This is a genomic window from Pseudomonas fontis (genome assembly GCF_028656955.1).
Classification (GTDB): domain Bacteria; phylum Pseudomonadota; class Gammaproteobacteria; order Pseudomonadales; family Pseudomonadaceae; genus Aquipseudomonas; species Aquipseudomonas fontis.
Window position 1 is genome coordinate 110,209 of record NZ_JAMDGY010000024.1, and the last position, 12,834, is coordinate 123,042.

The window sequence follows — 12,834 nt, forward strand, 5'->3', positions numbered from 1 at the left end:
TGCAGGGGCCTTGGCATTAAAAAGGCATCCAGCTTGCCACGCCCTCGCCGACAGATGAATATCACAGGTCAATCCTTTGCTTTGCCGGATACTCGTTTATGCCTGTGACATTCCATCCCGACGCCCTGCGCGCCAGCCTCAAGCCGCTGTCGGTGCGCCAGCCACTGTCGGCCGAGGCACAGGCCTACCAGCGCTTCTACGGCCTGGAACAACCGCACACGCGCTGGCTGGGCCGCCTGGATACCGCAGGTTTCGAACTGGTCGGGCAGGTCTGGCTGCCCGCCGAGCCGGTGGGCACCCTGGTCCTGCTGCACGGCTTCTACGACCACATGGGCCTGTACCGCCACGCCATCGAATGGGCGCTCAAGCGCAACCTGGCGGTCATCGCCTGCGACCTGCCCGGCCACGGCCTATCCAGCGGCCCGCGTGCAAGCATCAAGAGCTTCGCCATCTATCAACAGGTACTCGATGCCTTGTTCGCGCAGGCCCGCGCCCTGCAGCTGCCGCAGCCCTGGCACCTGTTCGGGCAGAGTACCGGCGGCGCCATCGCCATCGACCACCTGCTCAACCACGGTGCCAACAGCCCGATCCAGGGCGAAGTCATCCTGCTCGCGCCGCTGGTGCGGCCGCGTTCCTGGCGTTGGTCGAAATTCAGCTATCGGGTGCTGCGCCACTTTGTGCAGGGCATCGAACGACGCTTCAGCGAGAACACCAACGACCCGACCTTCCTGCCGTTCCTGCAGGCCGACCCGCTGCAACCCCGGCGCCTGCCGACGGCCTGGGTGGGGGCGTTGGTGGATTGGGTCAAGCGCATCGAAGCGGCACCCGACAGCCCGCGCCGCCCGCTGATCATTCAGGGGCAGGCGGACATGACCGTGGACTGGCCGCACAACCTGCAGGTGCTCAAGGAAAAGTTCGCGGCGCCGCAGATCCTCCTGTTGCCGGAGGCGCGGCATCACCTGGCCAATGAATTGCCGGCGATCCGTCAGCGCTACTTCGATTTCATCGAGCAGCGCCTGGGCTGATCACTTGAGCTCCGAGCTGCTCATGCCCACTGCCAGGCCCGCACGGATCGCCGCCAGGGCGGCAGCGTAGTAGGCCTTGCCTTCGCTGGACTCGGCGAAGGTGGCGAAGGCTTCGAGCTCGTCATCGGACAGGTCGCGGTAGACGTACAACAGGGTGTTGTTGAGGTCGGCACCGATCTGCTGCATCAGGCGCTGGCGCTGCCCGTCGAGCATGCCTTGGGCCTGGCCACCGCCGAGCAGGCCGGGGATCATCTGGCTGAGGCTGTCAGCCGCCACGCCGGCAATCGCCAGGCTCACTTCAGCGCCGGCTTCACGCGCCGGCAGGGCCTGGGCCAGGTGGCCGATGACCAGCAGGCGGTTGTCGCTGACCTGCATTTTTGGCAGGCCCTTGGCGTTCTTGGCCAGTTGGTCGCGACGCGTGGCGAGCAGTTCGGCGGCAACGATCTTGCGCCCCAGCGGCGACTGGAAGAACGTCAGCGCAGGCGCCGGGTCATTCAGCTTGGCGCGCAACTGCGCCTCGGCGCGTTGGTCGACGGCCTTGGGCTCGAAACGCTGGTTGCTGTTGTTCACCAGGGCCTGGAAAACCGCAGGCGGCAGGCTGCTGCGATAGCGCTGTTGGGCGGCATCGAGGGCGTCGGTAAAGTGGGCGCGCTGGTCGGGCCAGCCGGCGACCTTGTACAGTTGGTCGTGAGTGTCTGCCCAGACAGGCGTGGTGCAGATCAACATCAACAGAAAAAACAAACGGCGCATTCCGGACTCCTGTCGGCAGGCCGCTATTGTCTTGACCTGGCAGGGCTTTGTCGAGACGCCATTGCATACTCTCGGCCAAGTGGCGCTGTCGGACGCTCACGCAGACGGATACTATGCGCGCCATGCACATGACCTCTGATCACCCCTTGCTGTTGCGCATCGTCGACGACCTGGCCACCCATGGCTGGTCGCAGCAGCCTGTTTTCCTCCCGGCACCGCTCAGCGCGGCGCTCGCGGCCGAGTGCCGCAAACGCGCTGCCGAAGGCGAGCTGACCCCGGCAGGCGTGGGCCGTGGCACCGCGCAGGAAGTGCGCGAAGGCATCCGTGGCGACCATATTCGCTGGCTGGAAGCGGGCGAATCAGAGCCTTGCGACCAGTATCTGGCGCTGATGGACAGCCTGCGTGAAGCGCTCAATCGGGACCTGTTCCTGGGCCTTGAAGATTTCGAGTGCCATTTTGCGCTGTACCCGCCAGGGGCGTTCTATCGCAAGCACCTGGATCGCTTCCGCGACAGTGATCGGCGCATGGTTTCGGCGGTGATCTACCTCAATGAAGACTGGCTGGCGGACGATGGCGGCCAATTGCGCATGAGCCTGAAAACCGGTGTGGAGCATGACGTGCAACCGACCAGCGGTTGCCTGGTGGTGTTCCTCTCGGGCGAGGTACCGCATGAAGTGCTGCCGGCCACCCGCGAGCGCTTGTCGCTCACCGGCTGGTTCCGCCGGCGTGGCAACGAGCCGTTCTGAGATGCACAAGGTACTGGTGAGCGCCTGCCTGCTCGGCCAGCCGGTGCGCTATGACGGCCGCGCCAGTGGCCACCCGGATACGCTGCAAGCCTGGCAGGCGCAGGGGCGCGTGGTGCCGCTCTGCCCGGAGGTGGCGGGCGGCTTGCCGACGCCACGCCCGCCTGCGGAGATCCCCGGTGGTCAGGGCCGCGCGGTGCTGGACGGGGATGCCCGGGTGGTGACGGTGGCGGGCGAGGATGTCAGTGCGCAATTTGTGGCTGGGGCGCAGATCGCGCTGGCGTTGGTCCGCCGCCATGGCATTCGCATTGCGGTGCTCAAGTCCGGTAGCCCCTCGTGCGGCAATCAGCAAACCTACGATGGCACCTTCAGCGGCACCAAGGTGGCTGGCGAAGGCGTCACCACGGCGCTGCTGCGCGGTGATGGCGTGCTGGTGTTCAGCGAGCTGGAGCTGGAGGCGGCCGCGCAAGCGCTGGCTGCCCTCGACGCCTAGGGCTTGGCTGCCTGGCTCGCGTCTGCGCTGAGCCATTTCTGCGTCATTGCGGCCAGCCGGCCGTCTGCCTTGATACGCTCCAGCGCGTTGTCCACGGCACTTTGGAAGGCCGGGTTGCCTTTCGGGAACGCAATGGCCAGGTTCACCGGAGCTTTGCCGATTGTCGCCTGTTGGCTGTAAGGCTCGCTGAAGTCCAGGCGCTCCTTGAGGGCCGGCGTGGCCACCAGCTGATCCAGGGCAATGTCGAATTTGCCGTCCACCACGTCTTGCAGCAGGTCGTCTTCGACGACGACGAACTCGGCCCTGACATCCAGTTCCCTGGCCAACTCCTGGCCCAGTTCAATCTCGAAACCCGCGGGCTTTTCAGCGTCCATGAAGTTGTACTGCGGCGTGTTGGCCTCAACGGCAATACGCAGTTCGCCACGGTCGTTAACGTCGTCGATCAGCTCGGCCTGTGCCCCTTGGCAGAACAGTGCGGTGAGTAGTAATCCAATGGTGAAACGCATCTAAGCCCCTTGGTTCTATTGGCAATTAACAAGACTTCGCCGTGACTTTCTGCTGATGCCACGGTCGAACGCCACTTAGGACCACAGTAGTCGAAGGATGTTTAGCGGCGCGGCAAGTTTTTTCTGTCGGCTCGTTCAAACATGTTTTGGCGCAATTGATCTATGGTAATGGACGGTCGTCGTTCGTATTAATGGCGACGCTGATTGAAGTAAATCACAGGAGAAGTGAATGAAAAGCCTATTTTCGCGTGCTGCCGTTGCCGGTCTGTTGATGGGGGTGTCCGCGCTGGCCGCCGCTGAAGGGCTCACCAGCCAACAACCGCCCAAGGATGCCAAGGTCTTCATCGTTTCCCCGGCCGATGGCGCGACGGTCGACAAGACCTTCACCGTCAAGTTCGGTATCGAGGGCATGGAGCTCAAACCTGCGGGTGATCAAACCCCGCACACCGGTCACCACCATTTGCTGGTGGATGTCGACAAGGAGCCGGCCGCTGACCAGGTGCTGCCGACCAGCCTGATGCCGGAAGCCGGCCAGGCGCTGCCCGCTGGGCCGCAGGTGCTGCATTTCGGCAAGGCGCAGACTGAAACCAGCCTGACCCTGACCCCGGGCAAGCACACCCTGCAACTGGTGCTGGGCGACAAGTTCCATGTGCCGTTCAAGCCAACTGTGGAATCGAAGAAGATCACCGTTACCGTCAAGTAACGACTGCTGACTGCTTTGTGGTTGTGGGAGCCGGCCTTGCCGGCGATGGCTTTCTCACGGTTAGTGAGGGCCTCATCGCCGGCAAGGCCGGCTCCCACACATTTTGCGCGTAAAACTTAGAACAACACGCGGGAACGGATAGTGCCCTTGATGTGTTGCAGTTTTTCTTGCGCCAGGTCCGAGTACTCGGCATCAACGTCGATCACCACGTAACCGACTTTCTCGTTGGTCTGCAGGAACTGACCGGAGATGTTGATCGCGTTTTCGGCAAACACTTTGTTGATTTCGCTGAGCACGCCCGGAATGTTTTCGTGGATGTGCAGCAGACGGTGCTTGCCCGGGTGCGCCGGCAGGGCCACTTCAGGGAAGTTGACCGAAGACACCGAGGTACCGTTGTCGCTGTACTTGACCAGCTTCTCGGCCACTTCCAGGCCAATGTTGGCCTGCGCTTCGGCGGTGGAACCACCGATGTGCGGGGTCAGGATCACGTTGTCCAGGCCACGCAGCGGGCTTTCGAATTCTTCGTCGTTCGAGCGCGGCTCGACCGGGAATACATCGATGGCAGCGCCGATCAGGTGCTTGTCCTTGATCGCAGCAGCGAGGTGGTCCAGCTCGACCACGGTGCCGCGTGCAGCGTTGATCAGGATGCCGCCCTTCTTGATGGCACGGATTTCCTTCTCGCCCATCATCCACTGGGTGGCGGCGGTTTCCGGCACGTGCAGCGAAACGATGTCGGACATCGCCAACAGGTCGTGCAGTTTACCTACCTGGGTGGCGTTACCCAGCGGCAGCTTGGTGATGGTGTCGTAGAAGAACACCTGCATGCCCAGGCCTTCGGCCAGCACCGACAGCTGCGTACCGATCGAGCCGTAGCCGACGATACCGAGCTTCTTGCCACGGATCTCGAAGGAGTTGGCCGCGCTCTTGATCCAGCCACCACGGTGACAGGAAGCGTTTTTCTCAGGGATGCCACGCAGCAGCAGGATGGCCTCGGCCAGCACCAGCTCGGCGACGGAGCGGGTGTTGGAGTACGGCGCGTTGAACACGGCGATGCCACGCTCGCGCGCTGCGCTCAGGTCAACCTGGTTGGTACCGATGCAGAAACAGCCGACAGCAACCAGTTTCTTGGCGCAGTCGAATACTTCTTCAGTCAGTTGGGTGCGCGAGCGGATGCCGATGAAGTGAGCGTCGGCGATCTTTTCCTTCAAGTCGGCGTCCGGCAGGGACCCGGTGAGGTACTCGATGTTGGTGTACCCGGCGGCCTTGAGGACGTCCACGGCGGATTGGTGGACGCCTTCGAGGAGAAGGAACTTGATCTTGCTCTTATCGAGAGAAGTCTTGCTCATCTGCGTAAACCTGTGTCCCGGAGAAAAAATGGCAGGGAAGTGAAGCTGCCGCAGGATCGGCCCAAAGCTCGATCAGCGGGGGCGTATGCTAGCATAGGCACCCCTTGATTCGCCCATCCCTGGGACGTGAAGTGTGCTCAGGGTGACTATGAATTGTTCGAGAGTTCTGTCGATGACCCAGTCTGTGTTGATTGATGAGCTGATGACCCTGGTCGAGCCCGGCAAGGTACTGACCGACGCCGCGTCCCTTGAAGCCTACGGCAAGGACTGGACCAAACACTTCGCGCCGGCCCCCACGGCGATCGTCTTCCCCAAGAGCATCGAACAGGTCCAGGCCATCGTGCGCTGGGCCAACCAGCACAAGGTTGCCCTGGTGCCGTCTGGCGGGCGCACCGGGCTGTCGGCAGCGGCGGTCGCGGCCAATGGCGAAGTGGTGGTGTCATTCGACTACATGAACCAGATTCTGGCGTTCAATGAGTTCGACCGCACGGCGGTGTGTCAGCCCGGCGTGGTCACCGAGCAATTGCAGAATTTTGCCGAAGACCAGGGGTTGTACTACCCAGTGGACTTCGCGTCGGCCGGTTCCAGCCAGATTGGCGGCAATATCGGCACCAATGCCGGCGGGATCAAGGTCATTCGCTACGGCATGACCCGCAACTGGGTCGCCGGCATCAAGGTGGTGACCGGCAAGGGCGACCTGCTCGAGCTGAACAAGGACCTGATCAAGAACGCCACCGGCTACGACCTGCGCCAGCTGTTCATCGGCGCCGAAGGCACGCTGGGCTTCGTGGTCGAGGCGACCATGCGCCTGGACCGCGCGCCAAACAACCTCACCGCGATGGTGCTGGGCACGCCGGACTTCGACTCGATCATGCCGGTGCTGCACGCTTTTCGCGACAAGCTCGACCTGACCGCCTTCGAATTCTTCTCTGACAAGGCCCTGGCCAAGATCATGGGCCGTGGCGATGTGCCGGCGCCGTTCGAAACAGATTGCCCGTTCTACGTGCTGCTGGAGTTCGAAGCCAGCAACGAAGAGGTGGCCAATGATGCCCTGGCGACCTTCGAGCACTGCGTGGAGCAGGGCTGGGTGCTGGATGGCGTGATGAGCCAGAGCCAAACCCAGTTGCAGAACCTCTGGAAGCTGCGCGAGTACATCTCCGAAACCATCGCCCACTGGACCCCGTACAAGAACGACATCTCGGTGACCGTGTCGAAAGTGCCGGCCTTCCTCAAGGATATCGACGCCATCGTCGCCGATAACTACCCGGACTTCGAAGTGGTCTGGTATGGCCATATCGGTGATGGCAACCTCCACCTGAATATCCTCAAGCCGGACAACCTGGGCAAGGACGAGTTCTTTGCCAAGTGCGCTACCGTGAACAAGTGGGTGTTCGAAACCGTCGAGAAGTACAACGGCTCGATCTCGGCCGAGCATGGTGTGGGCATGACCAAGCGTGATTACCTGGGTTACAGCCGCTCGCCGGTTGAAATCGAATACATGAAAGCGGTGAAGGCCGCGTTCGACCCGAACGGGATCATGAACCCGGGCAAGATCTTCGCCGTCGAATAAAGCCAAGAAACGTAGAGCGTTCAACACGTCAGGAGTCGGTAATGAGCTATCAGCACCAGTATGTAGACGGCACGCGCATCCATTTTGCCCTGGGCAAGGTGGTGTGCATCGGGCGCAACTACGCCGAGCATGCCAAAGAGCTGGACAACCCGATCCCTTCCGAACCGTTGCTGTTCATCAAGCCGGGCAGTTGCGTGGTACCGCTGGCCGGTGGCTTCAAGATCCCGACCGAGCGGGGCTCAGTGCATTACGAGGCGGAAATCGCCGTGCTGCTGGGCAAGTCGTTGTCGCCCAAGCCCAGCGAAGAAGAAGTGCTGGATGCGATTTCCGGTTTCGCCCCGGCGCTGGACCTGACCCTGCGCGACCTGCAAGGGCAACTCAAGGAAAAAGGCCTGCCGTGGGAGCGCGCCAAGTGCTTCGATGGCGCCTGCGTGCTGCCGCCATTCGTCCCGGTCAGTGCCTTTGAAGACCTGGCCGATATCGGTATCCGCCTGACCATCAATGGTGAGGTTCGCCAGGACGGCAACAGCGCCTTGATGCTCAACCCCATCGTGCCGATGATCCAGCACATGGCCTCGCAATTCTCGTTGCAGGCCGGTGACGTGATCCTCACTGGCACCCCGGCCGGGGTCGGGCCGTTCAACGTCGGTGATGAGCTGGTGCTGGAGCTGCCGGGCGTCAGCCGCTTCGAAAGCCGCGTGTTGTAAAGGTGTCCGGCAGTCATGCGTGCCTGCCGGATACGTATCTCCTTGGAATTTGGTCGGATTTCTCAGTTTTTTCACAATTGATCCGGATAATGCGTCCGCATCTCTTTATGTGAATGTGCCGGTTGTGTGCTATTCACTGGTGAAAAACAGCAGGAATATGCCATGGCCACCCCCCTCCCATCAGACGCCAAGCCGTCTGCACCCAAGCGCCCCGTCTTGCGTCGCTGGTCGACCTGGCTCGCCGCCGCGGTCGTGATTGGCTATGGCGTATCGGTTGCCATGCACTGGGATGACCGTGGCCTGCTGTGGGTGAAGGAGCGCTTTCTGAGCCAGACCGAGCAGCGCGAGAGCATCTGGCTGCCAGCCTATGAAGTCGACATCGATGCCAAGCCCCTGACGGGCATGGAGAAGGATGAGGCTTCGGATCTGTCCTATAACCCGATCACCAAGACCCTGTTTGCAGTCATGGGCAAGCACCCGTTCCTGGCCGAGCTGACCCTGGACGGCGATGTGCTGCGCAAGCTGCCGCTCAATGGCTGGAGCAACCCTGAAGGCGTCGCGGTGTTGGCCGATGGGCGCATCGCGATTGTCGATGAACGCGACCACTCGCTAGTGATCGTCAGCGTCGACAAGGACACCCAGGCGCTGAACATCGCCGACTTCCCGAGCTACGACCTAGGCCCGTCCGAAGACCAGAACAAGGCGTTCGAAGCCATTGCCTGGGACCCGCTGCGCCAGCGCCTGCTTCTCGGCGAAGAGCGCCCGCCGGCGCTGTTCAGCTGGAGCACGGATGGCCGCTCGGCGCTCACTGGTGAAAAACAGCCATTGCCAAGCGACGAACTGGACCTGCGTAACCTGTCGGCACTGGGCATCGACCCGCGCACCGGGCACATGCTGGTGCTGTCGGCCGATTCCAACATGCTCCTGGAAATCAACGAGCAGGGTGAGCAGGTCAGCTTCATGTCGCTGCAGGGCGGCTTCAACGGCCTGAAAAAACGCATCCCGCGTGCCGAAGGCGTAGCCATGGACGACCAGGGCACGCTGTACATCGTCAGCGAGCCAAACCTGTTCTACCGCTTCAAGAAGCCCTGATACCGTTCGGCGTAGTGGCATTAAGCTTCACTTCAGTTGCGTATGCTTAGATGCAGACTGGTCCCCGTTGAGTCTCATCAAATGCGCCGCTACGTCCGCCTCCCCCTGATTGCCCTGATCGTCAGTTTGCTGGCTGTGCTCCTGTTGGGGTTGGCGGGGCAACACTATCGCCTGTTCGAGCGCGGCTGGTTCAACTTCAAGACTTACATGCAGCCGGCCGAAGACGGCATTGGCCTGAATCATTATCGTGCGGTCATCGAAGCCCAGCCGATAGAAGGGCTCGCGGCCGATATCTCTGCGCTGACCTACGACCCGGACCGCAAGACCCTGTTCACCGTGACCAACAAGAGCCCCGAGCTGATCGAGCTGTCGCTCGATGGGCGCATTCTGCGCCGGGTGCCGCTGACCGGGTTTGGGGATCCGGAGGCGGTCGAGTACATCAGCCATGGCAGTTATGTGATCACCGATGAGCGTCAGCAGCGGTTGATCCGTGTGCGCCTGAACGATGACACCTTGTTTCTTGATGCCAAGGATGCCGAGCAGCTGTCTCTGGGCATTGGCCTCAATGGCAACAAGGGTTTCGAGGGGTTGGCCTATGACGCGGCGGGCAAGCGCCTGTTCGTCGCCAAGGAGCGCGACCCGATGCTGATCTACGAGGTGCAGGGCTTCCCCCATGACGACCCGCAGCAGCCGTATGCGGTGCATGTGGTGCAGAACCGCAAGCGTGATGCGCGCTTGTTTGTACGGGATTTGTCGAGTTTGCAGTTCGATGAGCGCAGCGGGCATTTGCTGGCGTTGTCGGATGAGTCGCAGTTGGTGCTGGAGCTGGACGTGAAGGGCAAGCCGCTGAGCAGCCTGTCGCTGCGCAAGGGGTTCCAGGGGCTGAGCAAGAGTGTGCCGCAGGCGGAAGGGATTGCGATGGATGATGCCGGTGTGCTGTATGTGGTGAGTGAGCCGAACCTGTTTTATGTGTTCAAACGTTAGGGCCGGCTCCCACAGAGTCAATGTTGCTGCTGAAACCTGTGGGAGCTGGCCTTGCCAGCGATGGGCCGCACAGCGGCCCCAAAGGCCTTAAGCCTTGAGCGTCTTCACACCCTCAGCCGTGCCCAGCAGCAGCAAGTCCGCCGGACGCGCGGCAAACAGCCCATTGGTTACCACGCCGACGATTGCATTGATCTGCGCTTCCAGCTCCACCGGGTTGCTGATCTGCAGGTTGAACACATCCAGGATGATGTTGCCGTTGTCGGTCAGCACACCTTCGCGGTACACCGGGTCGCCGCCCAGTTTCACCAGTTGGCGCGCCACGTGGCTGCGCGCCATCGGGATCACTTCGACCGGCAGCGGGAATGCGCCCAGCACCGGCACCAGCTTGCTGCCGTCGGCGATGCAGATGAAGGTCTTGGCCACGGCCGCGACGATCTTCTCGCGGGTCAGGGCCGCGCCGCCGCCCTTGATCAGGTTCAGGTGCTCATCGCTTTCATCAGCGCCGTCTACATAGAACTCCAGGTCGCTGACGGTGTTCAGCTCATACACCGGAATACCGTGGCCTTTTAGGCGCGCGGCGGTGGCTTCGGAGCTGGCAACGGCGCCGTCGAAGGCGGTCTTGTGCTCGGCCAGGGCGTCGATGAAGCAGTTGGCAGTCGAGCCGGTGCCGACGCCGACGACGCTCTTGGCGTCCAGCTTGGGCAGAATGAAGTCGACCGCTGCCTGGGCGACGGCTTGTTTGAGTTGGTCCTGGGTCATGCGGGCTCCGAAGCGGGGAGGAGTATCGTGAAGGCGCGTAGTATAGCGGCTAAAACCGCAGACTTGCTGTGGTCGCCCGACAGGGCGCTGGGGTAGACTCCAAGGCCCCGCCCAGCCGCCCAGTGATGCGTTCCCGATGCTCGAACAGTACGTCAAGAAGATCCTCACCTCGCGCGTTTACGACATCGCCGTGGAAACCCCGCTGCAACCTGCCGGCCAACTAAGCAAGCGCCTGAACAACCACGTGCTGCTCAAGCGTGAAGACCTGCAACCGGTGTTCTCCTTCAAGATTCGCGGCGCGTACAACAAGATGGCGCAGCTGAGCGCCGAGGAACTGGCCCGTGGCGTGGTTACCGCATCGGCCGGCAACCATGCCCAGGGTGTAGCCCTGGCAGCGCGGGAACTGGGGATCAAGGCAACCATCGTGATGCCCAAGACCACCCCGGAAATCAAGATCGAAGGCGTGCGTTCGCGCGGCGGCAAAGTCGTCCTGCATGGCGACTCGTTCCCCGAGGCGCTGGCATATTCGCTCAAGCTGGTCGACGAAAAGGGCTTCGTCTATATCCACCCCTATGATGACCCGCACACCATCGCCGGGCAGGGCACCGTGGCGATGGAAATCCTCCGTCAGCACCCCGGCCAACTGGACGCGATCTTCGTGCCGGTCGGTGGCGGCGGGCTGATCGCCGGCATCGCCGCCTACGTCAAATACCTGCGTCCGGACGTCAAGGTGATCGGCGTCGAGCCGGATGACTCCAACTGCCTGCAAGCGGCCATGGCCGCCGGCGAGCGCGTGGTGCTGGCGCAGGTCGGGCTGTTTGCCGATGGCGTGGCGGTGGCGCAGATCGGCCAGCACACCTTCGATATCTGCAAGGACTACGTCGACGAGGTGATCACCGTCAGCACTGACGAGATCTGCGCGGCGATCAAGGACATCTACGACGACACCCGCTCGATCACCGAGCCGGCCGGCGCGCTGGGCGTGGCCGGGATCAAGAAGTACGTCGAGTTGCGCGGCGTCAGCGGCCAGACCCTGGTGGCCATCGATTCGGGCGCCAACGTCAACTTCGACCGCCTGCGCCATGTGGCCGAGCGCGCCGAGCTGGGCGAAGGGCGCGAAGCGATCATCGCCGTGACCATCCCCGAGCGGCCGGGCAGCTTCAAGGCCTTCTGCGAGGCCATCGGCAAGCGCCAGATCACCGAATTCAACTACCGCTACCACGCCGATGGCGAGGCGCACATCTTCGTCGGCGTGCAGACCCATCCCGAGACCGACCCGCGCAGCGCGCTGGTGCAGCACCTCAGCGAGCAGGGCTTCCCGGTGCTCGACCTGACCGACAACGAACTGGCCAAGCTGCATATCCGCCACATGGTCGGCGGCCATGCGGCGCGGGTCAGTGACGAGCTGGTGCTGCGCTTCGAGTTCCCCGAGCGGCCGGGGGCTTTGTTCAACTTCCTCAACAAGCTGGGCGGGCGCTGGAACATCTCGATGTTCCACTACCGCAACCATGGTGCGGCCGACGGTCGCGTGGTGGCGGGCTTGCAGGTGCCGGATGATGAGCGCCATCTGGTACCGGATGCGCTGGCGAAAATCGGCTACCCGTATTGGGACGAAACCGACAACCCGGCGTACCGGCTATTCCTGGGCTGAACGGCTACGCTGAGAACGAACGCCTGAGGATAACAACGACATGGAATTGCTGACCACCCTGAAAACCGTGCACGTGCTGGCGACGGTGTTGCTGCTGGGCAGCGCACTGGGCCTGGCGATCTGGACCTGGCTGGCGCGGCGCAAGGGCGATGCCACGGCGCACACGCGGCTGATGAAGCGGCCGCTGGTGTTTGTCTGGCTGTTGATGGGCATCTGCCTGCTGAGCATGCCGTTCAGCGGCTGGTGGCTGGTGCACCTGATCGGCTGGCCACTGGGGCAGACCTGGGTGCTGGGTTCCAGCATCCTTTATACCCTGGGGGCTTTTTGCTGGTTCTGGCTGCTGGCGCGGGTCAATCGCCTGCGCACCGCGCCGACGCTGGGCAACCCGAAGTTCACCCTGGCGTTGGCGCTGTTCAGCGGGGTGTGCTTTATCGCGATTGCCGGCTTGATGGGTGCCAAACCGGTGTGACGTGGGCTCCCGCAGAGACACCGGGATCAACCCCGA

At 62.5% G+C, this 12,834-nt stretch carries 14 protein-coding genes; 10 read left to right on the forward strand and 4 right to left on the reverse strand.

From position 1 onward, the window contains the following. Positions 1-98 precede the first annotated feature (98 nt). Positions 99-1,025: a phospholipase BipL gene (bipL, locus tag M5G11_RS09955; protein ID WP_273909882.1), complete on the forward strand. Its 927-nt coding sequence runs from the start codon at positions 99-101 to the stop codon at positions 1,023-1,025. On the opposite strand, the gene M5G11_RS09960 is transcribed toward bipL, so the two are convergent. Beyond that, on the reverse strand, positions 1,026-1,775 hold the full coding sequence (locus tag M5G11_RS09960) for a DUF2059 domain-containing protein (protein WP_273909883.1): 750 nt from the start codon (positions 1,773-1,775) through the stop codon (positions 1,026-1,028). It lies immediately after the preceding gene. 113 nt (positions 1,776-1,888) lie between these two features. Between M5G11_RS09960 and M5G11_RS09965 the strand changes: the two genes are divergently transcribed. After that, the gene (locus M5G11_RS09965) at positions 1,889-2,521 is read left to right on the forward strand and encodes a 2OG-Fe(II) oxygenase (RefSeq protein WP_273909884.1); all 633 of its coding nucleotides are present in this window, start codon (positions 1,889-1,891) and stop codon (positions 2,519-2,521) included. A gap of 1 nt (position 2,522) precedes the next feature. After that, positions 2,523-3,011: a 2-thiouracil desulfurase family protein gene (locus M5G11_RS09970; protein ID WP_273909885.1), complete on the forward strand. Its 489-nt coding sequence runs from the start codon at positions 2,523-2,525 to the stop codon at positions 3,009-3,011. Here the strand turns inward: M5G11_RS09970 and M5G11_RS09975 are convergent. Then, positions 3,008-3,517 (reverse strand): transporter substrate-binding domain-containing protein, encoded by a 510-nt coding sequence (locus M5G11_RS09975; protein WP_273909886.1) that lies wholly within the window; start codon positions 3,515-3,517, stop codon positions 3,008-3,010. The two genes, M5G11_RS09970 and M5G11_RS09975, sit on opposite strands and share 4 nt — an antisense overlap. Positions 3,518-3,746: 229 nt before the next feature. Between M5G11_RS09975 and M5G11_RS09980 the strand changes: the two genes are divergently transcribed. Further along, positions 3,747-4,220: a DUF4399 domain-containing protein gene (locus tag M5G11_RS09980; RefSeq protein ID WP_273909887.1), complete on the forward strand. Its 474-nt coding sequence runs from the start codon at positions 3,747-3,749 to the stop codon at positions 4,218-4,220. A 116-nt stretch (positions 4,221-4,336) separates the two neighbouring features. Here M5G11_RS09980 and serA read toward each other — a convergent pair whose 3' ends face one another. Next, the gene (gene serA, locus M5G11_RS09985) at positions 4,337-5,566 is read right to left on the reverse strand and encodes a phosphoglycerate dehydrogenase (protein ID WP_273909888.1); all 1,230 of its coding nucleotides are present in this window, start codon (positions 5,564-5,566) and stop codon (positions 4,337-4,339) included. 172 nt (positions 5,567-5,738) lie between these two features. Between serA and M5G11_RS09990 the strand changes: the two genes are divergently transcribed. The 4 genes from M5G11_RS09990 to M5G11_RS10005 all read left to right on the forward strand — a co-directional run bounded on the left by M5G11_RS09990 (position 5,739) and on the right by M5G11_RS10005 (position 9,919). Continuing rightward, on the forward strand, positions 5,739-7,136 hold the full coding sequence (locus M5G11_RS09990; protein WP_273909889.1) for an FAD-binding oxidoreductase: 1,398 nt from the start codon (positions 5,739-5,741) through the stop codon (positions 7,134-7,136). Between the two features lie 41 nt (positions 7,137-7,177). Next, the gene (locus M5G11_RS09995; protein WP_273909890.1) at positions 7,178-7,843 is read left to right on the forward strand and encodes a fumarylacetoacetate hydrolase family protein; all 666 of its coding nucleotides are present in this window, start codon (positions 7,178-7,180) and stop codon (positions 7,841-7,843) included. Between the two features lie 162 nt (positions 7,844-8,005). Beyond that, the gene (locus tag M5G11_RS10000; RefSeq protein WP_273909891.1) at positions 8,006-8,935 is read left to right on the forward strand and encodes an SdiA-regulated domain-containing protein; all 930 of its coding nucleotides are present in this window, start codon (positions 8,006-8,008) and stop codon (positions 8,933-8,935) included. Positions 8,936-9,016: 81 nt separating this feature from the next. Continuing rightward, a complete protein-coding gene (locus M5G11_RS10005; protein ID WP_273909892.1) occupies positions 9,017-9,919 on the forward strand; it encodes an SdiA-regulated domain-containing protein in 903 nt (300 codons plus the stop codon). Between the two features lie 87 nt (positions 9,920-10,006). Here the strand turns inward: M5G11_RS10005 and rpiA are convergent, their stop codons facing one another. Next, positions 10,007-10,678: a ribose-5-phosphate isomerase RpiA gene (gene rpiA, locus M5G11_RS10010; protein WP_273909893.1), complete on the reverse strand. Its 672-nt coding sequence runs from the start codon at positions 10,676-10,678 to the stop codon at positions 10,007-10,009. Between the two features lie 136 nt (positions 10,679-10,814). On the opposite strand from rpiA, the gene ilvA reads away from it, so the two are divergent. Together ilvA and M5G11_RS10020 are read left to right on the forward strand one after the other, a co-directional pair. Then, entirely contained in the window at positions 10,815-12,329 is a 1,515-nt protein-coding gene (gene ilvA / locus M5G11_RS10015) for a threonine ammonia-lyase, biosynthetic (protein WP_273909894.1), read from the forward strand. Positions 12,330-12,369: 40 nt separating this feature from the next. Beyond that, positions 12,370-12,798 (forward strand): DUF2269 domain-containing protein, encoded by a 429-nt coding sequence (locus tag M5G11_RS10020; protein ID WP_273909895.1) that lies wholly within the window; start codon positions 12,370-12,372, stop codon positions 12,796-12,798. Positions 12,799-12,834: the final 36 nt, after the last annotated feature.